Genomic DNA, 20,757 nt, shown 5'->3' with positions numbered 1-20,757 from the left:
CAACCTTAAATCCGCATGGTAGACTCCCTGACGATTAATTCAGGCTTATAGATTCTACCGGTTTCTCTCCCGCTAATGCGCTTATTCTCAATCATATCAAGCAGCAGCTCGGCGGCATCGGACCCCAGATCCGTCTTCGGATGTGTGAGCGTCGTTAACTTCACTTCCGTAGCCGTAGCCAAAAAAGAGTCGTCAAAGCCCACGATCGAAACCTCCTGCGGGACTTGCAGGCCAAATGTACGTACAGCCTCAAGCAGGTGCACCGCCAGCTCGTCGTTGTAGCAAACGAATGCCGTCGGCCTGTCTTCCGCTTGGGCAAGGAGCGAAACGGCGCTCGCGTAGGGCTTCTCCCGTTTTTCTTCAGTTGTGTAATGGATCACAAGCTCCGGCAGCAGCGGGATTTGGTAGTGGTGATGAGCCCGAATGAACCCTTTCAAGCGGTTAACTCCTTGCAAATCGTCCGTCTTAAAAAATCCCGCGATACGACGATGCCCCAGCTCAATCAAATGCTGCGCGGCTTTGAACCCGCCTTCTTCATCGTCAACGACCAGCGACGGACAATTCATCTCCGGATACCGTTCATTGATCATCAAATAGGGGATATGCTGATAATCAAGAGATAGATAATAATTGAGATTGGGATTCCCCTCCGCGCTTTTCGTCGGCTCAATAATAAGCCCGCTGAGCGGTTGGCTCATCATCATGTTGAGGCTTTCCTTCTCTTTCTCCTTGTCATTGTCTGTTGACGACAACAGCAGCCTGTAGCCGCGCGCCCGCAAAGCGGACTCAGCCCCTCTGACGATGTGCGGAAAAATATAATCGGATATATACGTAGTCAGGATGCCGATCGTTTGCACATCCCGGCCTTTTTGCGATTGAGGCGTGGAGACGAAAGTTCCCTTCCCCTGCATCCGGTACAACCAGCCCTCTTGCTCCAGCTCGCCGAATGTTTGGCGAACCGTCTGCCGGCTCATCTGAAATTGCTCCGCAATCTCATTCTCCGACGGCATCTGATCGTTCGGTTTCAGCTTCCCGGTGTGAAGCCACGATAAAATTTCCTGTTTCAACTGCAAGTATTTCGGCATTTGCTTTTCTTTCATGATTCACCTCAGGCGTTTGATTCTGAACGTATTATACACCGCCTCAACTTGTATGTACATATTCGCCTCCCTTCTGCAGGTTGCCATTTCACGCTCTCCTTTGGGCACTATCCCCTCGCTCAGGCTCGGATGCGATACGCTTAGAGCGCTATCCCCCTCGCTCAGGTTCGATGCGATACGCTTAGAGAACCATCCCCCTCGCTCAGGCTCGGGTGCGATACTCTTGGAGCACTATTCCCTTCGATCAGGTTTGGCACGATACGCTTAGAGCGCTATACCCTTCGATCAGGTTCGGGCGCGATACTCTTGGATCGCTATACCCTTCGATCAGGTTCGGCGCCGTACTCTTGGAGCTCTATACCCTTCGATCAGGCTCGGCTCAATACTCTTGGAGCACTATACCCTTCGCTCAGGTTCGGTACCATACTCCTGGAGCACTATTCTCTTCGCTTAGGCTCGGCGCGATACTCTTGGAACACTATCCCCTTCGCTCAGGTTTGGCGCATTGCTCTTGGAACACTATCCCCTTCGCTCAGGCTCGCGGCACTGATCGTTGGAGTGACGATAGCGATGGCTGAATCCCTGCACTGAAAGGTGGGGATAGTGTCGATCGCGATGGCTGAATCGCTACACTGAGCGATGGGGATAGTGACCATACCATCAACTGACCCGCTGCACTGAGCGGTGGGGATAGTGTCGATAGCGGTAGCTAATCGCTCCTCTGAGCGGTTGGGATAGTGTCGATAGCGATGGCTGAATTGCTGCACTGAGCGGTGGGGATAGTGACGATAGCGACAGCCGACTCGCTGCACTGAGCGGTGGGGATAGTGACGATAGCGACAGCCGACTCGCTGCACTGAGCGGTTGGGATAGTGTCGATAGCCATGGCTGAATCGCTACACTGAGCGATGGGGATAGTGACCATAGCATCAGCTGACCCGCTACACTGAGCGGTAGGGATAGTGTCGATAACGATGACTGAATCGCTGCACTGAGCGGTGGGGATAGTGACCATAACGACAGCTGACCCGCAGCACTGAGTGGTGGGGATAGTGACCATAGCGACAGCTGATCCGCTACACTTAGCGGTGAGGATAGTGACCATAGCGGCGGCTAACTCGCTACACCGAGCGGTGGGGATAGTGTCGATCGCAACGGCCGTCACACAGCACTGAGCGATGGGGATAGCGACGACAAAAACCCGTGAAATCACGGGTTCAATTGTTTTTTTCTCGCTATAATCGCTTGATAGTCAGGCTGCATATCCGCCATCGGAAGCACAGCAAAATGCTCGACCTCGAACACCTCGCCAACCTTCTTCTGGATGCGCTCATCCTCGTAAAAGGCGAAGAAACGCTGAGGCCTATACGAATCGTTTTCCCAAATTCCTTCGCTTTCATAACCGCCATACAGCCCCATATAGAAAATGCCGTCGGGCTTAAGAACTCGCTCTACATTCTGGAGCACTTGGACGAGACTGCTTTTGGGCACATGAAGCAGCGTGTTCATGGACCACACGGCATCGAACGATGCGGGAGACAAATGAAGGTCATAGAAGTCCATCGCATGCGCTTCAAAGCCTTTTTCACGGCAGATGCCAACCATTTCTTCCGATAGATCGATGCAGGTGACTTCGCAGCCGTGCTCTCGCAGGTACTCCGCCTGATGTCCAGGACCGCTGCCCAGATCGAGCACCGTTTTCCCGCTTCCGCCCAATCTGGTCAAAAAACGGTCAAGCTCTTCGATTTTCCACCCCTGCATCGATTCGCCGTTCCTTTGTCTGGCTTGCTGATCATAGCTTGTCCGGAGAACCTGCTTCATTTCAATATCATCCGACAAATCAATTCCCCCTCTTCTCCTCTAATCCGTCTCCCAAAGTGCAACTATTTCTCAAGCGCTTTAAGCCCTGCTTGGACCAGCAGATCGAACCACTCGTCCTCCTCCAAAAGCTCCTCTACCGCTTCAATCTCTTCTTCCTTACCTGATTCCCGCAAAAAGTTCAGCGCGTAGCTCCAATCATTTTTGCCGCGCGGGCTTTGCAGCGTAATTTCGTACGGGTGTTCATGGCCTTGCACGCTAAATTGCACATGTCCAAGATAGCCATCCTCTTCGCTGTGCTCCATGTCAGCCTTCAAAACTTCAATCATATTCATCTTCCTTTTCAAATTTATGTTCGCCATTCAACTCAAGCTCTTTCAATTGATTTAACCATGCCCAAATCGTTCCGATGGTCGTTTGCATGTTCGTCGTTTCCTGCCATATGTAAGGATTGTGGTCTCTAAAATAATCCGCGTGCCCGCCGATCATCGGAATTGTTTGGCGGTGAGAGGGAGCATGTTTCTGTCCATGCCACTGAAAGACCCCGTAGCGCCCCTTGATCCAGCCGCCCCAGGTACCCAACCGCGGGATTGGATCAAGCTTCCGATCCTGCGGATTCGCTCCGTGCAAATAAAGGATGCGGTCCTTCAACGCAGGCGGGACGGCGCATCTCGGCGATCCGATCTGGATTACGCCGAGGATGGGCACGCCGTGCTCCATGAGCGCCTTCGCAGCTTGAATGGATGCGACGGCACCCGCGCTGTGGCCGACGAGGAGCAGCTGCTGTCCCGGGCGCCAATGCTCGCGTATGAGCTTCGTTAAGTTTTTGCCCCCGTAGCGAGATGGCTTGTTATGGGCATTGTTCCATAGATCGCCGGTGATTTCGAGGAGCTGCCTTCGACGACTCCGGCTCCAGTCACCGTACGGAAAATGGATGACAATGCGGACGCGGGCGCCCGTCTGTTCCGAGAAGCAGCCGGCAAGCGCATCGCCAAAACGGTCGAGAAAATCCGGCGCCGTTGCGAAGCCTGCGGAAATATAAATCACGATCTCTCCGGGGACGGAGTGCTTAGTCATCGGTAACTTCTATCCCTTCAAACGCACAGTATGTGCGTGTGCAATCATTCAAACCCGCGGTTTGGCGCGATTCGTCGGAATCGCCGCCATGGGGTCATCCGGCCAGTAATGTTTGGGATAGCGGCCTTTGAGGTCTTTTTTGACCTCGAAATACGCATCCCGCCAGAAGCTGGCCAAGTCCTTCGTCACTTGAACCGGACGCTGCGCCGGCGACAACAGGTGCAGCGTCAGCGGCACCCGGCCTTTTGCGATGCGCGGCGTATCGGCCAAGCCGAACATTTCCTGCAGCCGGACCGAGAGTGTCGGAGAGGCTATGTCGCTATAATCAACAGGAATGCGCGAGCCGCTAGGGACAATGATGTGTGTAGGCGCCCATTCATCGAGTGAACGGCGCTGCTCCCACGTCAGCATGCCTTCCAAAATTTGTGTCAAATTCAAACGACCGAGCGCTCCCTTGCCTGTCATTCCGTAAAGATGAGGGGTAAGCCATTCCTCCAGCGTATCCAGCAGCGCCGTATCCCTCATGTCCGGCCAGTCACCGAAATGGCGGTGCACGAAGATAACGCGTTCTTGCAGCTGACGCGCAGCCCGATTCCAGGGCAGCAGCTCCAATGATTCCGAGCGGATACCGGCGATCAAAGCGCCGACGAGCAGGTCGGGATTCGGATTAGGCAGCGGCCTTTCTTTGAATACAATGGCGCCAAGCCGCAGGCGCTCTCTCGCTTTAACGGAGCCGGACGCCGAATCCCAGAGCACCTCCTGCTCCTGCAGCAGGCGTTCCTCGAAAGCGTTCAGCAGCTCCTCCTCGCTGACCGGCGCAGCGAGCAGCACGCGGCTCTCGACACCGCTGTCGTCGAGCTCCGCCGCCACGACGTAGCGCTCGTTCGAGAGCGCCTGCAGTTCCGGCAGCACGGCTCCGCGCCCGCTACTGAGCAGGAACCGCCCGATCGTGCGCCGCTGCGCAATCCGATCGGGATACGCGAAGGCGAGCAGCAATCCGCTCGCCGCAGACCGCTGCGCGCCAGGCCGTATGCCGAGCGCGCCCATCAATGCTTTGGCTTCCGCCGCAATCCGGCGGCACAAGCCAAAGTCAACATCATCGCGCTGCTCGCCTTGCGCAGCGCGCCAGATCACTTCGATGCGGGTGCGCACATCCGCATCCCGGCCGCGAGCGCCTGCAAGCACATCGCGCTCGCTCAGCATTGCCGCGAGCTCGCACGCCAGCGCGCCGAGCTCGAGCGGAATGGCTTGCAGCACCATGTGCGCAAGCCGCGGGTGCAGCCCCAGCGCCGCCATGCGTTTGCCGTGCGCGCTGGGGCTCCCGCTCTCTTGCAGCGCGCCTAGCTGCAAGAGCAGCTCCTTCGCCTGCTGGTAGGCAGCAGCAGGCGGCGGGTCGAGCCAGACCAGCTCCGCAGGGTCTGACACGCCCCAGGCGGCCAGCTCAAGCGCGAGCGGGGCCAGATCCGCTTCACGGATCTCCGGCGTAGAGCTCGGCGCCAGCTGGCGCTGCTCGGTCTCGGTCCAGAGGCGGTAGCATACGCCTGGACCGAGACGGCCGGCCCGACCCCGGCGCTGGTCGGCCGAAGCCGCGGACACCGGAACCGTCGTCAGACGGGTCATGCCGGTACGCGGCGAGAAGCGCGGCACCCGCATCAGGCCGCTGTCGATCACGACCGTGACGCCTTCCACGGTCAGTGACGTTTCGGCAATCGACGTGGCCAGGACGATTTTCCGCTTCCCCGACTGGCACGGCGCCAAAGCGCGGTCCTGCGCATCCTGGGGCAGGTTCCCGTACAGCGGCGCAACTGTCGCGACATGGTCAAGCTGCAGCGCGGCGAGAGCGCTGGCTACGCGATGAATTTCCGGTGCGCCGGGAAGAAATACGAGGATGCTGCCTTCATCGGTTTGTAAGGCATGCCTAATGCTTCTGACTACCGTGTTTTCCAGTCTTTCGTCTTGTTTGGACGCGCTTAAGTAATGGGTAGCAACAGGATACGTGCGCCCTTCACTCAAAATGACCGGCGCATCATCCAGCATTGCGGATACCGGTTCGGCTTCGATGGTCGCCGACATGACGAGGATCCGCAGATCGTCCCGCAGCAGCGATTGGGACTGCCGGCTGAGCGCCAGCCCCAAATCGGCATGCAAGCTGCGCTCGTGAAACTCGTCGAAAATAACGATTCCGGCTTCTTCCAACGCCGGGTCCGACTGCAGCATCCGAGTAAGGATGCCCTCCGTAATTACTTCTATCCGCGTTTGCGGACCGACGCACGTATCGTTTTTCACCCGGTATCCGACAGTTTGCCCAACGGCTTCGCCGATAAGACTTGCCATATAGCGAGCAGCTGACCGCGCGGCCAGCCTTCGCGGCTCCAGCATCACGATTTTCTTGCCCTGCAGCCAGGTCTCTTGAAGAAGAGCTAACGGAACCTGCGTTGTTTTGCCGGCACCGGGCTGTGCGACCAGAACGGCACATACATGTGTATGGAGAGCTTTTTTCAGTTGGGGGAGTACGTCTTCAATCGGTAATTTGCTCATTTGTTCACTTATACCTTCTCTATCATTTGCTATCATTTGTCGATTATTGTTCGGATTTCACCCTGTAAAAACTGTTCCTGCCCTTTACAATCGTGTATACTGGATTAGAAACTGGTCACGAAAGGAGAACTTGAAGATGAATGTACATGAAGCGATTACCAAACATTCGAATGCACAGCATATGCACCTTGTTCGTTTCGCCGAACTGGATGCCCAGCGCGAGGAAGCGATCGAAGCTGCCGTCGAATTGTGCCGACGCGGGCTGCCGTTTACCGTAGATGCGATCAATGCTGTAACAGCCAAGATCATCGCCCATGCCAAAGAAGGCATTTCTCCGCTCCGTTCTTATGTAACCGAAGACATGGTACGTGATTACGTAAACAAAGGATAGGGAGATCAAGATTCATGGGTATTCTCACGTTTATTTCTATGTTGTTCATAGGGTCGGCTTTCAGCGCGGGTTTCGTGCTGCTGTTTAAGCGTAAAATTGCGCTTGGCATTCTGTGTATCGGACTCTCCATCGTCGGTTATATTGCTTATGCCTACATAGCGAACAAGTATTTTGTCTAACACCTTCGCGTGTTTGGAGAGCCGGTCGGGTTACCCGATTCGGTTCTTTTTCATATCAGGAGGCCATGCTTCCGCAGTGAATTGAACACAAGGTCATAATACGCCGCCGGATGCGGCACTACCTTGTCCAAGGTCACAACCAGTTCGGCTGGTTCAAGCCGGCCGTTCTCGCCGCTCCTAACCCCTCTCGCCTCCAGTTGTTGCGCTTCCCCATGCACCAGACGTTCCAAGCCGGCCGCACTTACTTTGAATAAAGCGGTCACTTCATCGGCCTGCAGCTTGTACTGTGACAACGGTTGATCGCACCGGTAGAGGAACACATGACAATATTCACGATCGATGAGCAGGTCCGACACCAAATCTTCCTCTGCAAAAATGCCGCAAGGAACGAGCTCGCTGAAATCAACGTGAAGTCCCAGCTCTTCCTCCAGCTCCCGCGCCCCGTCTGCCACTGTTTCGCCTGCAGCCAGATGTCCGGCGCAAGAAATGTCCAACAGGTTCGGGAACAAATCTTTATCCGGATGCCTTAACTGAAGCAGAAGCGCCGGTTCCTCTTCCTCCATGCTAATAATCCAGCATTGAAACGTGCAATGCCAGTATCCGTTCGCATGCACTTCCGAGCGCGGGGCTGCGCCTAGCCAATTCATTTTGTCATCATAAATGTCGAACAGCTCTTCTTGCTTACTCAATGCGGCTATGCCTCCCCTGCTTGTTATCTGCGCGATTTTCTCATGATTTTCATCGCATACAGGTCATCTTCCATCGCACCCATTCGCTCCATCAGGAGTTTGCCTGCATCTTCGACCGCTTGATTATATATAGGCGCATACAGCTGCTGGGCCATATAATCAATTAGCTGTTCAACCGCTAAATTGCCCATCTCGATCCCATGATCGTTCTCCAATTGACCTTGCAGATCGCTAATCAGCGCTTCCTTCTCTTCCTTAGGGATTTTGAACGGCTTCATGGCATTCTCTCCTTATTCGAACTTCGTCAAATCGATCTCTTGAAACCGGCTGACTTCCTTCACCCAGCGCTCGGCAACATACTGCGTATGCACTGGATGCACGTTATAAGCATCATAAGCGGCTTGATTTGCAAAAAACATGGAAAATCCGTAATCATAATTCGTTTTGGCGCTAACTTGACGAAACACTTCGAATTGCTCTACGCCGGGAATCGCGGCGAGCTCCTCGGCGCTTTCTCTCAAGAACGCCTCTGCTTCCGGTGTATCCTTACCTGCATGCAAATTAAAAACTACCATATGTTTAATCGCCATCGCACTCATCGTCTCATTTCTCCTTTATTATCCAACTTCACTTATTATAGCTGATTTTGTCCGCTCGAACTACACGCCTGCAAGCAGTCCTTCCTCTTCCCTGCTGCAGGGAATAAAATCCTGCCGAAGTGTACACGTTAAGGCTGAAAGTGAAAACCAAACGATGAGAGGATGATGATTCTTGGAGAACAAGAAGCATACCGGCAATTACAAAGGAACGACGAATATGAATGCCAAAAATCAAGACATGGAGTTCGTGAACGACACCTTGGAGAACGCACCTGGCTTAACGCCCGTCAATATAGCCAAAGACGACATCAGCGAAGCGGATGAGAGCCGCCAATTGAACCAGAAATAACGTCAAGATCCGCCGGGCAGGCAGCGTATTCCGAACGTTAATCGGAGAGCTGTCTGCTCTTTTTTTACCTCCCTGAGCTTGGCATCCCCGTTAGGTTGCGTTACTATTAGTTGGGGAAACAGTTATGGAGGAGGTTGTCAACATTGGAACAAGTCATTGTGATCGGGGCCGGACCCTGCGGTCTGTCTGCGGCTGTCGCCTTGCAGCGCGAAGGTCTTTCCCCGTTACTCATAGAAAAAAGCTGCATCGTCAACGCCATCTATCAATATCCGACGTACTTGCAGTTCTTCAGCACGCCGGAGCTGCTGGAAATCGGCGGCTACCCTTTCACCACGCCTAACGATAAGCCGTACCGGCAGGAAGCGTTGGTCTACTACCGCGAGGTCGCACGGCGAGAAAAGCTGCGCATTCATTCTTATGAGGAAGTTGTATCCGTGGAGCGAAATGCGGCGGGCTTCCTAGTACATACAGTGAATGCAGCAGGTCGGAAGACTGAATATGCAGCCGTCCATGTGGTCGTTGCTACCGGGTATTTTGACCACCCGAATCTTCTCGGCATTCCCGGCGAAGATCTTCCGAAAACGACACACTATTATAAAGAGGCGCATCCTTATGCCGGAGCCAAAGTTGCCATTATCGGCGGGAACAACTCTGCCGTCGATGCCGCCATGGATCTGCTCAAGGTTGGCGCTGAAGTCACGGTTATTTACAGGGGGAAAGACTTCTCGGCCAATATTAAGCCTTGGGTCCGGCCGATTTTCGAAAGCATGGTGAATAAAGGCCGTATCGCAATGTGGTTCGATTCTCAGGTGGAAGTTATCGAGGAGATGAACGTCACCGTACGCAAAGGAAGCGAACGAGTCACGCTCGAGAACGATTTCGTGCTTGCGCTCACAGGCTTCCGGCCTGACCGCACGCTTCTGGATACGATCGGCGTCGTTTTCCACGAAGAGACGAACGCGCCTGTCGTGAACCCCGAGACGATGGAAACGGCCGTACCGGGCTTATACGTAGCTGGTGTTGTCGCTTCATCTAAATACGATGCTAACGAAATTTTCATCGAAACGGGCCGGCTCCACGGCCTGGCGATTACCCGGCATATCGCTGCACAAAAGAACCTTCGATCCGAGTGATTGAAGGTCTTTTTTCTATGATTTTCTATGAAAATATTTCCTTTAATTTCAGAGATTCCTCTTCCAATACGAACATTTGTTTGATATAATAAAAACAAGAACAAATGTTCCGTATAGATGAGGAGGTAGTTAACATGATGAACACCAGTCACAATTTCCGTTTTATTGAGAGAGATTATTGGTACCACAAGGCATTGTGTGAAACTGACCATCTTCTTCCCGGACAGATTGACGCCATGCTTGACGAAACAGACACTCCTTACGCCGACTACACGTTTAAGTTCTATGACGACGGCTCTGTGATTATCATAGATAACGATACGAACAACCGGATCAAACCGAGAGAATTGAAGGGTGCCGTCTACGACTTCTATGTGCGCAAGCGGATTTATTTAATTAAATATAACTTGATGGAGAAACTGCTCCAATATGCCTGAGTGAAGCACACAAAAGGCCATCCGGTTCGGACATTCGTCCTCCTGGATGGCCTTCTCTATTTCGTTCAGCTATGATAACGGAAGCACATTTGATTATGATCGTTGACCATGCCCACGGCTTGCATGTACGCATAACAAATCGTCGAGCCGACGAACTTGAAGCCGCGCTTTTTCAAATCCTTGCTCATGGCGTCGGAAATCTCCGACGTTGCCGGAACCTGCGACATATCCGCCCAATTGTTCTTAATCGGCTTACCGCCTACGAAGCCCCAGATATACCGGTCGAAAGAGCCGAACTCTTCCTGAACCTTCAGGAAGGCCTTGGCGTTCTGAACGACAGCCGCAATTTTCAGCCTGTTCCGCACAATGCCCGGATGCTGCAGCAGTTCAGCCAGCTTCTTCTCATCATACCGGATAATCTTATGAGGATCGAAGCCTTCGAATGCTTCCCGGTAGCCTTCTCGCTTCTTCAGTATCGTATACCAGCTTAGACCGGCTTGAGCGCCTTCCAAATTGAGCATTTCAAACAATTTACGATCGTCATGAACAGGTACACCCCATTCATGATCATGGTAATCGACATATAACGGATCTTCATTTACCCAACTGCATCTGACCGTCATGTATACACGCACCCTTTCAATATAACGAACACTTGTTCTATTTCATTATAGGAGCTGTGCGAACAGATGTCCAGATCCAAATTAACCAACGGTATGAAGGCCATAAAATTGCTTGGTGGTGTGCATGATTCGCTCAGCCACCGCTTCGCTCGTTCTGCCATGCAGCAGGGCGATCTGCTCGATAACGGCATGAATCATGCGCGGATGCGTCATCTGGCCTTCGAATGGTCCCTCGAACGGCCATGGACCGTCCGTTTCGACCATGAGCAGCTCAAGCGGATAGCTGCGAACAAGCGAACGAATGTCATCCTCGTACAGAACGTCAGGCGTGATAGAAATGACGTACCGCGATTGAATCATTCGCTGAATGGTCTGCGGCGAGCCTTTGAACCAATGGAAATGCGCCTTCCGAATGCCGTACTTGTGGAGCAGGTCGCACACGATGTCCCCATCCTCATAGACGGCATGAAGGACGACCGGCTTGTCCAACTCCGCAGCAAGACGAAGGAACTGTTCCAGCAGCCGGATATACGGTGCAAGATCCAAAGAACCTCCCTGCTCCTCTGCTTCCGTCCGCATATAATAGGGCAGGCCGATTTCGCCTACCGCCACCATTTCAGCCGCATGCTGCCGGATCCACGCAAGCAGCTCTTGCAGGTCCTCCTCTGCAGGCAGCGCCTGCTCGGGATGATAACCATACGCAGCATACACCCGCTGCGGAGCAAGCGAACGAAGCCGCATCGTTGCCTTACACGAGGCAAGATGTCTCGAGACGGCAATTAGCGCTTCAACTTTGTTTGCTTCCAGCTCGGACAGGATGGCGCTGGCTTGCAGCTCATCATACATGTCCAGATGAATATGGGCATCAATGGCTCTGTTCATGATCTCATCTCCTGACGCAGCAAATCTTGTATATGCTGTCGCAGCTCGTGGAAGACGGGCTGCACGGTAACTGTCTCCTGCCGGGGCCGTGGGAATGGCACGGCCAGTTCCTCGATAACACGCGCCGGCTTGTTGGAGAGGACATAGATCCGATCGGACAGGAACAAGGCTTCTTCAATGCTGTGGGTAATGAACAGGATGGATCTTTTGTTCTGCTCCCAGATGTTCAGCAGCCATGTCTGCATGCTCTGGCGGGTCAAAGCATCCAATGAGCCGAACGGCTCATCCAGGCACATGAGCTCCTGCGGGCCCAGCAGAGCTCTCAGGAACGATACGCGCTGCTGCATCCCGCCGGAGAGCACATGCGGAAGCTCCTGCTCGTAGCCGCCCAACCCTACTCTCGGCAGCCACTCCCTTGCTTTGGCCAGTGCGGCGGAGCGCGCTTCTCCGGCTACCTCCTGCGAAAGCGCTACATTCGCTTCAATGGATCGCCATGGAAACAAGGCGGGCTGCTGCGGCATATAGCTGATAAGTCCCTTCCTGCCGGTTACATGGACGCCATCCAGCCAAACCTCTCCGGTGTCGGGTGCAAGCAGTCCGCCGATGATGTGGAACAAGGTGCTCTTCCCGCTGCCGGAAGGGCCGATTAGGGAAACGAATTCCCCCTCATCCACATGCAGCGACAGATCGGACAGCACAGCGACCTGTTGTTTTTTGCCTGGGAATGTATGATGAATACCTTTGAGCTCTAATTTGACCTTACGTTCATTCATGACTTCGTTCCTCTCCCTTCCTAAGATGACCGCTTGGCGTTCCACCGGATCACAAGCTTCTCCAACCCTGCGATCAGCCAGAAGAAGAGCAAGCTGAGAATAACGATGATCAGAATGGCAACGAATTCCCGGTCTGCCCGGAATGCCGATTTCTGCAAGATCATGTAATAGCCAAGCCCGACACCCCCGCCAAGCCACTCTGCGATCACGGCTCCCATCACACTGTAGGTAGCGGAAATTTTGAGTCCGGTAAATACGAACGGCATGGCATGCGGCAGCTCCAGTTTATAGAAGATTTGCCGTTTGCCTGCGCCGATCATTTGCATATAGTTATACATGTTTCTATCCGTTTGCATGAATCCGTCCAAGGTAGACATCGTCACAGGAAAGAAACATACGAGCGATATCAAAATAATTTTAGGTAAAATGCCAAAACCGAATAAAATGATCAGCAGCGGCCCCAGCGCGATAACCGGCACGTTCTGCGACAGAATCAACAGCGGATACAATCCCGCCTTCAAGAAGGGGACGCGATGCAGGATGCTTGCAGCAGCAATGCCGCCAAGGCTGCCGACAAGGAAACCGATCAACATCAGACGCACAGTTGCCCACGTATGCATCCATACCCTGACCATATCCGTTGTGCCGTCCCGCCAGATTTTGAGCGGACTAGGCAGCAGCCAGCTTGCCGTCCCTCCCCACGTTACGGCAAGCTGCCAAATAAGCAAGAGAAGGATGACCACAACAACCGGTGGCCACCCTGCTTTCAATGCGTTCTTCAGCTTCATTATCTGTACTTCTCCGTCAGCTTGTCCATGGAAGCGCCGGATGGATTGAAATAAATTTTCACCTGGGAGATGACGTTCGGGCTGCCCATCTCAATCATCGCTGCATTCATATCCTGAATGATGAGCATCAATTGATCCAGCTCCCCTTCCATCGTTGTCTCAAGCGGGGAGACGAAGTATTTCACACCTGACTTTGCGATGACTTCGATCGCACGGTCCACATAAGGAATGACATCTTCGTTGTTTTTCGTTTTGGGAATGATTTGAATACTGACAAGTGCATTAGCCACATGAACGGCCCCTTTCGGTTTAACGATTTATTTCCGGTATGATGATTATTTCGAGCTTGCAGGCAAGAAGTTGTTCGTAAATGCCGCATCGACATCGAGATTTTTCTCGAGCAGCTTATGTTCCAGCATCCAGTTGGCATAGTTCTCCCATACCTGACGCTTCTGCTCGCCCCAACGAGGCGCATCGTCCTGATAACGCGGACTCAGCCATTTCTGACTGGCCATCACGAGCTTCGGATCCAGATCCGGTACGGCTTTGATCAAAATATTCGCCGCATCCTCCGGTTTGGAGATGGCAAATTGATATCCTTTGGCGGCAGCAGCGGTGAACGCTTTTACAATTTCCGGTTTTTCTTTGATCATTTTCTCGTTCGTTGCCAGAACCGGCGTATAATAATCCAGCTTATCGGAATACTTGTTCAAATAAATCATGTTGAGCGGTTCGCCGCGAAGTTCAGCGTCCACACCTGTCCATGCATAGTAGATCCAGGCGAAATCGATATCTCTTTTCACGGCTGTGAAGTAATCCGCATCTCCGATGTTCACAATTTTCACTTTGCTCGGATCGGCTTTCTCCGATTGCATCAAGGATTCGATCATTGCGCTTTCCGCCGGAGCTCCCCAGCCTCCATACGTTTTGCCTGCAAAATCCTTCGGTGTGACGATATTTTTCGCAACGGGAGATGCGAAGCCCGAGGTGTTGTGTTGAATAACTGCGGCAATCGAGACGATCGGCACGCCTTGAATACGGCCTTGCGTAATGCCTTCCTGATAGGATACGCCGAACTCGGCGGCTCCTGAAGCAATCATCGCGTCAGCCCCCGCTTCGCCAGGCGCGATAATTTGAACGTTCAGCCCCTCTTGTTCAAAAAATCCTTGGTCTTTGGCCACATATAAGCCCGTATGGTTGGTGTTCGGCGTCCAGTCCAAGACGACTTTCACATCCGTCAGCTTCTTGGCGGTAGCAGCCGGCGCCGTTGAAGCGGCAGGCGTAGCGGGCGACGCTCCTTGCTTCCCGCAGCCTGCGGCAAGGACGGTCAAGCTCACGAGCATGAGTGGTGCAATTTTCTTCCAGTTCATTTCTTGTTTCCCTCTCCCTTTATCTGTATAACCACAAGAAAAAGCCCCCGTTTACCGGGAGCGCCATAGGTAGAAAATGATATTCTCATTCCGAACATTGCGAATGGACATGCATTTGTATGAATTCTCTACGCTGGCATTACCCAGATCAGATTAACGGTTAGCGACATAACGGTCACAATCTCAGCCTGACTCCTCAAGCTCCCGTGGGTTCTTATTGGTTTGATATTACCATACCTCATGTTCGCAATGATTGCAAACATTAATCATTAACTTAGCTAAATAACCATTCCTTCATCCGCGAGCCGATCCGTTTCGCATCTTCATACCCGAGTTCATGCAGCGCTTCCAGCTTCTTCGGACTTTTCTCCATCCGGCCAACAACGACTTTGGACGAGGGGCGGATGACTATCGCGCTTCCATCCTCTTCCATCTTCCTCACCAGCTCAAGCGTTCCGTTATAGATCTCGCTCCGATTGACAAGCACATCCACGAGTCCGTCATACTTCGGATAAAAGCTTTTGGCCAGCCATCTCTGCTTGAAGGGCGTTTTGCGGTAGCCTTCTTCCTTCGTTAACACAATGACGTGCTTACGGTTCCCATCGGCAAGCGATTTCTGCACAGGAATGGGATCGACAAGGCCTCCGTCAAATAAGGTTCGGCCTTCATAATGGATAGGCGTGGCCACAAACGGCAGCGAGCTGGATGCTTGAACGATCGGCATCGTTTGCAGCTGGAGCTGATGCTTCGTGTAGTAAATCGGTTCGCCGGTGTGCGCATCCGTTGTCCCGATTGCAAACTGTTGCGGCGAACTATAGAAAGTATCGTAATCGAAGGGCACCAGCTTATTAGGCAATTCATTGAATATAAAATCCATGCCGAATATGCTTTTGTAGCGCAGTAAATTACGATAGCTTAAATATCTGTGATCACCGATATAATCGATGGTTACTTTCTTATTGCGTCCGCGTTGTTTGGAGATGTATGAAACCGCATTGCAGGCTCCGGCGGACACCCCGACGACATACGGGAAATACCAGTCTTGCTCCATAAAGTATTCCAAGACTCCCGCGGTGTACACGCCACGCATACCTCCGCCTTCCAGTACGAGTCCAATTCCTTCCATCGTGACACCTTCTTTCTCTCTACTCTAGCCACCTCTAAGCATACAGGAAATGTAAAATAAAAGAAATGCTTCTCCGTCTCCGTAAAAGGGACAAAGAAGCAGGTTCGAGCCATTTTATGATGCGGATTCGGGAAATACCCCGGATAAACCGCGTTTTTGACGAATTTTCCGAATGATGAGACCATTGGTTGGCGATAAAAGGAAAGCCAGAACGAACATGGCCCCTGCCACGCTGATCATGCAGCCGGCAATCGAAGCGTCCAACAAATAAGCGACATAATAGCCGACTACCGAGGAGAGCACGCCGATCGTCATACTCCAAACAATCATGACGCTCAGCTTCTCCGTTAACAAATATGCCGTCGCTGCCGGAACGATCAGCATGCCTACGACGAGAATCGCTCCGACGCTCTCGAAGGAAGCTACGGTTGTTACCGACACCAAGCCCATCAAGAGATAATGGAACAGCAAGACCGGTATGCCCACAGCTGCGGCAAGCGCCGGATCAAACGAACAGAGTTTAAACTGTTTATAGAACAGTCCGATGACAATCGCGCTGAGCAGCAAAGCGAAACCTACCGCCCAGACAGCCTTCGGCCCGATGCTGATTCCGCCTACCTCGATGGTGTTCCACGGCACATAGGCAATCTCACCGTACAGCACGCAGTCCAGATCCAAATCGATTTGTCGGGTATATAAACTGACAAGAACGACACCGACCGAGAATAGCGCTGTGAACACAACGCCGATCGAAGCATCGGATTGCAAGCCGCTCTGCTGAAACAGCTGGATGAGGAACACGGTGATCAATCCGATGGCCGCAGCGCCGATCAGCATGAAGATCGAGCCTCTCGACCCGCTGATCAGGAAGGCGATGACGATGCCCGGCAATACGGAATGGCTGATCGCATCTCCGATCATGGCCATTTTACGCAGTACGAGGAAGCACCCGACCAACGAGCAAGCCGCGGCAACGAGAGCAGCCGTCAAAATAATCCAGAAATCATTCAACTTGGCTCACCCCTTTGGCCTTGATGTACGGATCCGAATCCTTCTGCACCTGCTGTTTCAAGGAGGACTGACGGAACAGTTTAACCAGCAGTCCGCGTTTGGGCGCAAAGAAAAGGGAGAAACCGAAGACTCCGGTAGCCGCCAGCACGCTCAGCGGTCCGGTCGGCAAATTGCTGCCCATCGTACTGAGGTAGGTGCCGACAAACCCGCTGAATGCACCGAACAGACCCGCCAAGATGACCATCAGCCCGAGCTTCTCCGTCCAATATCTGGCGGCCACTGCGGGGGTAATGAGAAGAGCGGCCATCAGGACGACGCCAACCGCTTGAATACCGACAACTACCGCCACCACGATCAGGAACATCATGAAATGATCAAGGAGCCCTACCGGGAAGCCAAGTCCCCTGGCGTATCCGGGATCGAAGCTGAGCAGCTTGAATTCTTTGAAGAACAGCGTACAAATACCAACTAGAACGAAAGAAATTATAGCCATCGTGACCACATCCGAATGCACCATCGAAGCCGCTTGCCCGAACAGAAATTTATCCAAACCGCTCTGGTTTCCGCTGGAGCTGTGCTGAATTTGGGTTAGCAATACGATACCTACCCCGAAGAACACGGATAAGACAATGCCGAGCGCCGAATCCTGCTTGATCTTGGAATGCCGCGTAATCCAACCGATGCTTAATGTAGCTAATAATCCCGCCAGCGCAGCGCCGATCAAGAAGAACAGGATCGATTTGGAGCCTGTTATCATGAAGGCGACGCACACACCGGGAAGCGCTGCGTGCGACAAGGCGTCGCCCATGAGAGATTGCTTGCGCAAATATGCGAAGCTGCCCAACACTCCGCTGCTCAATCCGAGAAGCGAGCAGCCGAGCAAGATCCAGCGCGCATTCGGATCCTGCCATAAATGAAGCAATGTGTCCAACATGGTGATCACCTCATCCTATTCGCGTGTGGGTATCTTCCCGATCCCAAATCGCCAGTTTCCCGCCATACGTTTGCTGCAATTTCTCCTTCGTGAACACCTCATCGGTCGGTCCGATGTCGACGATCCCTACGTTGAGCAATATGACCCAATCGAAATATTCCTTCACTGTCGATAAATCATGATGGACAACCAGCACGGTTTTCCCTTGCTTCTTCAGCTCGCCAAGGAGCGTAATTATCGCTTTCTCCGTCGCGGCATCAACCCCGACGAACGGTTCATCCATGAAATACAAGCTGGCATCCTGTGCTAGCGCGCGGGCGAGGAAGATGCGCTGCTGCTGTCCGCCGGAGAGCTGGCTGATCTGCCGTTCGGCGAAGTCGGCCATGCCCACCTTCTCCAAGCATGCCATCGCGATCTGCTGTTCCTTGCTGCCGGGTCTGCGGAACCAGCCCAAGTGGCCGTACCGTCCCATGGTCACGACATCCAGGGCGTTCGTCGGGAAATCCCAATCGACCGATTCCCGCTGCGGGACATAGCCGACAAGTTTGCGCTGTTCTTTGTACGGCTTGCCGTAAATTTTCACATCGCCTGATAATTTGGGTATAAGCCCGAGCGCGGCTTTGATCAAGGTCGATTTGCCCGCACCGTTCGGACCGACGATCCCGATGAGCTTGCCTTCGGGAATCGTGAGGGATACTTGCTCAAGAACCGGCTTCTTATGATAAGCAACCGTCATATTATGAATGGAAAGCGGGGCATCCGAATGTTTCATTGTCGTTCCTCCTCAATAATGCGAATCTATTCGGTCGCTACTTCAGCGCTTTGACAATGGTATCTACGTTGTGCCGAACCATGCCGACATAGGTGCCCTCCGGAGTTCCGGCCTGGCCCATGGCGTCGGAGAAGAGCTCCCCCCCGATTTGAATCTCATGCCCTTTCTCCTTCGCTCCTTGAATGACCGCTTCGATCGACTTTTTGGGAACGCTGGATTCCACGAACACCGCTTTGATCTTCTTCTCGACCAGGAAATCCCTGAGCTGACTAACGTCCTTGGAGCCGTATTCCGACGCTGTGCTAATTCCCTGCAAACCCTTCACTTGAATATGATAAGCATCTCCGAAATAACCGAACGCATCATGTGCGGTAACAAGAACGCGTGTGGCTTCGGGAATCAATGCGATCTGCTCGGTTGCATACCGGTCCAGCTCTTCGAGCTCCTTCAAGTACGCAGCCGCGTTCTTGCTGTAATCGTCCTTATGTGCCGGATCGTGCTCACTCAGAGAATCCCTCACTTGCTCGGTCGCTTTCATCCAATGCTTCACATTGAACCAAATGTGCGGATCATACTCGGTCGCCATCTCGGCGCCGGAACGCAGCGCCTTGCGATCAATGTTTTCGGAGACAGCGACGGTCGGTTTCTGTTTGCCCATTTTCTCCAAAATCTCAACCATTTTCCCTTCCAAGTGCAGCCCATTGTAAAAAATAATTTGTGCTTCATCCAGCTTCTTAATATCGCCCTGCGAAGCTTTATATAAATGCGGATCGACACCTGCGTTCATTAACCCCGTAACTTTCACATGTTCCTTGCCCACATGCTCCACAATATCCGTAATCATTCCGATCGTTGTTGTTACCTGGATCTCCTTCTCGCTCTTCGCGGCCGGCTGAGTCCCCATGTTCCCGCATGCCGCCACAGTCAACATAATGCTTAGTAAGGCAGCCTGGGCTGCCATCTTCCAAACCCCTCTAATCTTCATTGTGTTCCTCCCCGATTGGATCTTCTTTGCAAATTGGACAAGCGCATATTTGTTTACCTAAGGAAACTTTATCATATGTACATTATTAACCAGAACCACAAATGTTGCAATAGGGAAAAATATTTTCTTCGATACATTTTTTTTATCCACGCCCACATTCCTTCAAACAGTCTTTTATCATGCAGGACAGACACACGAGAGCACGGTTCGTGACACCGCTAGCGCTAACAGTCAAATAAAATAACCAACCGGTCGTGAAGCACACGCCGCTTTCATCAAAGGCTGTAAGGGTTGAACCCCTACAGCCTTTGATGCGAGCGGCGTTTTGTATTTCGAGGAGAAAGGAGGGATTTCATGAAGTTTGAACGTGCCTTCGAAATCATCATGGCATCACAGCTTGCTTCGGAGAGGAATGCCCCAGGCGGGAAAGGTTGGAAAGGGGGTTGGGGCATGGAGAAACGGAGTTTCTGAGAAAGGAGTGGTATCCGGCAATCGGCAGTTTCGATCATTTGTACCCCGAGTGCGAGGAGCGTGATTTCTCGAATGGGTACCGCTACTTGGACTTTGCTTATATGCCTGGCGGCGCCAAAGCTGCCATTGAGATCCAAGGATACGCCACCCATGCGCGCGATATTGAGCTTTGGCGGTTCAAGGATCTGTGCATGCGCCATTGCCTTCTGGGTTTAGATGACTGGCTCGTCATGCCGCTCGCCTACCCTGCTTTCGCGGAAACGCCAAAACAGTGCCAACAGCTGATCCTGGAATTGGTTGGAAAATTTGTTTCTTATTCTAATTCCGATGCCATGAATGGGTTCGAGCTTGAAACTGTTCGCTTTGCACGCAGATTGCTGCAACCCTTCTCTCCTTCAGAGCTCGCCGCGCATCTTCGCGTAAGTCCTCGCCACGCTCGCAACCTTATGCGCAGTTTGTGTGACAAGCAAGTACTCATGGTATCCAGTGGGCAGCAGCGTGCACGGTTGTACAGGCTAATTCCCCCTCACCAGCAGTTAGCGGAAATACGATTCCTTATTTCAGCCTGAGAGGGAATTTTGGGGGAGGATACGGAAATGTAAGACCTTATCTCGCCGTTGTTCCTTCAATTTCAGTGGCAAACCGCTCAATAGCGAATCGTATTTCCTCTTCATTCGCAGAATGGGTGGATTTGGGTGAAATAGCGAACTGT

At 52.7% G+C, this 20,757-nt stretch carries 25 protein-coding genes; 6 read left to right on the top strand and 19 right to left on the bottom strand.

What is annotated here, in order from left to right:
* Window positions 1-5: 5 nt before the first annotated feature.
* From J2X61_RS07005 to hrpB, 5 genes are all read right to left on the bottom strand, one after another.
* The gene (locus J2X61_RS07005; RefSeq protein ID WP_274468515.1) at window positions 6-1,100 is read right to left on the bottom strand and encodes a GntR family transcriptional regulator; all 1,095 of its coding nucleotides are present in this window, start codon (window positions 1,098-1,100) and stop codon (window positions 6-8) included.
* A gap of 1,209 nt (window positions 1,101-2,309) precedes the next feature.
* On the bottom strand, window positions 2,310-2,939 hold the full coding sequence (locus J2X61_RS07000; protein ID WP_310186839.1) for a class I SAM-dependent methyltransferase: 630 nt from the start codon (window positions 2,937-2,939) through the stop codon (window positions 2,310-2,312).
* Window positions 2,940-2,983: 44 nt separating this feature from the next.
* A complete protein-coding gene (locus J2X61_RS06995) occupies window positions 2,984-3,253 on the bottom strand; it encodes a hypothetical protein (RefSeq protein ID WP_274468513.1) in 270 nt (89 codons plus the stop codon).
* A complete protein-coding gene (locus J2X61_RS06990) occupies window positions 3,240-3,995 on the bottom strand; it encodes a hypothetical protein (RefSeq protein WP_310186837.1) in 756 nt (251 codons plus the stop codon). The genes J2X61_RS06995 and J2X61_RS06990 overlap by 14 nt, the downstream gene beginning before the upstream one ends.
* 48 nt (window positions 3,996-4,043) lie before the next feature.
* Complete coding sequence (gene hrpB, locus J2X61_RS06985) at window positions 4,044-6,533, bottom strand: ATP-dependent helicase HrpB (RefSeq protein WP_310186835.1); 2,490 nt, start codon at window positions 6,531-6,533, stop codon at window positions 4,044-4,046.
* A 136-nt stretch (window positions 6,534-6,669) separates the two neighbouring features.
* On the opposite strand from hrpB, the gene J2X61_RS06980 reads away from it, so the two are divergent.
* Together J2X61_RS06980 and J2X61_RS06975 are read left to right on the top strand one after the other, a co-directional pair.
* The gene (locus tag J2X61_RS06980; protein ID WP_310186833.1) at window positions 6,670-6,924 is read left to right on the top strand and encodes a YpbS family protein; all 255 of its coding nucleotides are present in this window, start codon (window positions 6,670-6,672) and stop codon (window positions 6,922-6,924) included.
* Between the two features lie 14 nt (window positions 6,925-6,938).
* On the top strand, window positions 6,939-7,103 hold the full coding sequence (locus J2X61_RS06975; protein ID WP_274468509.1) for a hypothetical protein: 165 nt from the start codon (window positions 6,939-6,941) through the stop codon (window positions 7,101-7,103).
* A 50-nt stretch (window positions 7,104-7,153) separates the two neighbouring features.
* On the opposite strand, the gene J2X61_RS06970 is transcribed toward J2X61_RS06975, so the two are convergent.
* From J2X61_RS06970 to J2X61_RS06960, 3 genes are read right to left on the bottom strand one after another with little or no spacing between them, the layout of a single operon-like run.
* Complete coding sequence (locus J2X61_RS06970) at window positions 7,154-7,792, bottom strand: NUDIX hydrolase (RefSeq protein ID WP_274468508.1); 639 nt, start codon at window positions 7,790-7,792, stop codon at window positions 7,154-7,156.
* Between the two features lie 23 nt (window positions 7,793-7,815).
* Window positions 7,816-8,070: a DUF2164 family protein gene (locus J2X61_RS06965; RefSeq protein ID WP_274468506.1), complete on the bottom strand. Its 255-nt coding sequence runs from the start codon at window positions 8,068-8,070 to the stop codon at window positions 7,816-7,818.
* Window positions 8,071-8,082: 12 nt separating this feature from the next.
* Window positions 8,083-8,391 (bottom strand): Dabb family protein, encoded by a 309-nt coding sequence (locus J2X61_RS06960; protein WP_274468505.1) that lies wholly within the window; start codon window positions 8,389-8,391, stop codon window positions 8,083-8,085.
* Between the two features lie 172 nt (window positions 8,392-8,563).
* Between J2X61_RS06960 and J2X61_RS06955 the strand changes: the two genes are divergently transcribed.
* The 3 genes from J2X61_RS06955 (at window position 8,564) to J2X61_RS06945 (ending at window position 10,310) form a co-directional block, all read left to right on the top strand.
* Window positions 8,564-8,740, top strand: coding sequence for a hypothetical protein (locus J2X61_RS06955; protein ID WP_274468503.1), 177 nt, complete (start codon window positions 8,564-8,566; stop codon window positions 8,738-8,740).
* Between the two features lie 143 nt (window positions 8,741-8,883).
* On the top strand, window positions 8,884-9,873 hold the full coding sequence (locus J2X61_RS06950) for a YpdA family putative bacillithiol disulfide reductase (RefSeq protein WP_310186825.1): 990 nt from the start codon (window positions 8,884-8,886) through the stop codon (window positions 9,871-9,873).
* Between the two features lie 134 nt (window positions 9,874-10,007).
* Window positions 10,008-10,310 carry a hypothetical protein gene (locus J2X61_RS06945; RefSeq protein WP_310186823.1) on the top strand — a complete coding sequence of 101 codons (303 nt, stop codon included), beginning with the start codon at window positions 10,008-10,010 and terminating at the stop codon, window positions 10,308-10,310.
* A gap of 65 nt (window positions 10,311-10,375) precedes the next feature.
* On the opposite strand, the gene J2X61_RS06940 is transcribed toward J2X61_RS06945, so the two are convergent.
* The 11 genes from J2X61_RS06940 to J2X61_RS06890 form a co-directional block, all read right to left on the bottom strand.
* Window positions 10,376-10,933 carry a DNA-3-methyladenine glycosylase I gene (locus J2X61_RS06940; protein WP_274468498.1) on the bottom strand — a complete coding sequence of 186 codons (558 nt, stop codon included), beginning with the start codon at window positions 10,931-10,933 and terminating at the stop codon, window positions 10,376-10,378.
* An 81-nt stretch (window positions 10,934-11,014) separates the two neighbouring features.
* Window positions 11,015-11,815, bottom strand: a complete 801-nt coding sequence (locus tag J2X61_RS06935) for a TatD family hydrolase (protein WP_310186821.1) — start codon at window positions 11,813-11,815, stop codon at window positions 11,015-11,017.
* The gene (locus J2X61_RS06930; RefSeq protein ID WP_274468495.1) at window positions 11,812-12,588 is read right to left on the bottom strand and encodes an ABC transporter ATP-binding protein; all 777 of its coding nucleotides are present in this window, start codon (window positions 12,586-12,588) and stop codon (window positions 11,812-11,814) included. Before J2X61_RS06930 ends, J2X61_RS06935 begins: the two co-directional genes overlap by 4 nt.
* A gap of 20 nt (window positions 12,589-12,608) precedes the next feature.
* Window positions 12,609-13,376, bottom strand: coding sequence for an ABC transporter permease (locus J2X61_RS06925; RefSeq protein WP_310186819.1), 768 nt, complete (start codon window positions 13,374-13,376; stop codon window positions 12,609-12,611).
* The gene (locus J2X61_RS06920; protein ID WP_167054316.1) at window positions 13,376-13,666 is read right to left on the bottom strand and encodes a thiamine-binding protein; all 291 of its coding nucleotides are present in this window, start codon (window positions 13,664-13,666) and stop codon (window positions 13,376-13,378) included. The genes J2X61_RS06925 and J2X61_RS06920 overlap by 1 nt, the downstream gene beginning before the upstream one ends.
* Before the next feature lie 45 nt (window positions 13,667-13,711).
* Window positions 13,712-14,746: an ABC transporter substrate-binding protein gene (locus J2X61_RS06915; RefSeq protein WP_310186814.1), complete on the bottom strand. Its 1,035-nt coding sequence runs from the start codon at window positions 14,744-14,746 to the stop codon at window positions 13,712-13,714.
* Between the two features lie 274 nt (window positions 14,747-15,020).
* Window positions 15,021-15,872 (bottom strand): patatin-like phospholipase family protein, encoded by an 852-nt coding sequence (locus J2X61_RS06910; protein ID WP_274468492.1) that lies wholly within the window; start codon window positions 15,870-15,872, stop codon window positions 15,021-15,023.
* Between the two features lie 114 nt (window positions 15,873-15,986).
* On the bottom strand, window positions 15,987-16,883 hold the full coding sequence (locus tag J2X61_RS06905; RefSeq protein WP_310186807.1) for a metal ABC transporter permease: 897 nt from the start codon (window positions 16,881-16,883) through the stop codon (window positions 15,987-15,989).
* The gene (locus tag J2X61_RS06900; protein ID WP_274468490.1) at window positions 16,876-17,817 is read right to left on the bottom strand and encodes a metal ABC transporter permease; all 942 of its coding nucleotides are present in this window, start codon (window positions 17,815-17,817) and stop codon (window positions 16,876-16,878) included. Before J2X61_RS06900 ends, J2X61_RS06905 begins: the two co-directional genes overlap by 8 nt.
* Window positions 17,818-17,827: 10 nt before the next feature.
* Window positions 17,828-18,589: a metal ABC transporter ATP-binding protein gene (locus J2X61_RS06895; protein ID WP_274468489.1), complete on the bottom strand. Its 762-nt coding sequence runs from the start codon at window positions 18,587-18,589 to the stop codon at window positions 17,828-17,830.
* A 37-nt stretch (window positions 18,590-18,626) separates the two neighbouring features.
* Entirely contained in the window at window positions 18,627-19,574 is a 948-nt protein-coding gene (locus J2X61_RS06890) for a metal ABC transporter solute-binding protein, Zn/Mn family (protein WP_310186804.1), read from the bottom strand.
* 557 nt (window positions 19,575-20,131) lie between these two features.
* Between J2X61_RS06890 and J2X61_RS06885 the strand changes: the two genes are divergently transcribed.
* Window positions 20,132-20,614, top strand: a complete 483-nt coding sequence (locus tag J2X61_RS06885) for a hypothetical protein (RefSeq protein ID WP_310186802.1) — start codon at window positions 20,132-20,134, stop codon at window positions 20,612-20,614.
* The last annotated feature ends 143 nt before the right edge of the window (window positions 20,615-20,757 follow it).

The sequence above is a fragment of the Bacillus sp. 3255 genome (genome assembly GCF_031456485.1).
Classification (GTDB): domain Bacteria; phylum Bacillota; class Bacilli; order Paenibacillales; family NBRC-103111; genus Paenibacillus_E.
Note: the sequence above shows the minus strand (reverse complement) of the source record. Positions and strands in the feature narration are given on the sequence as shown.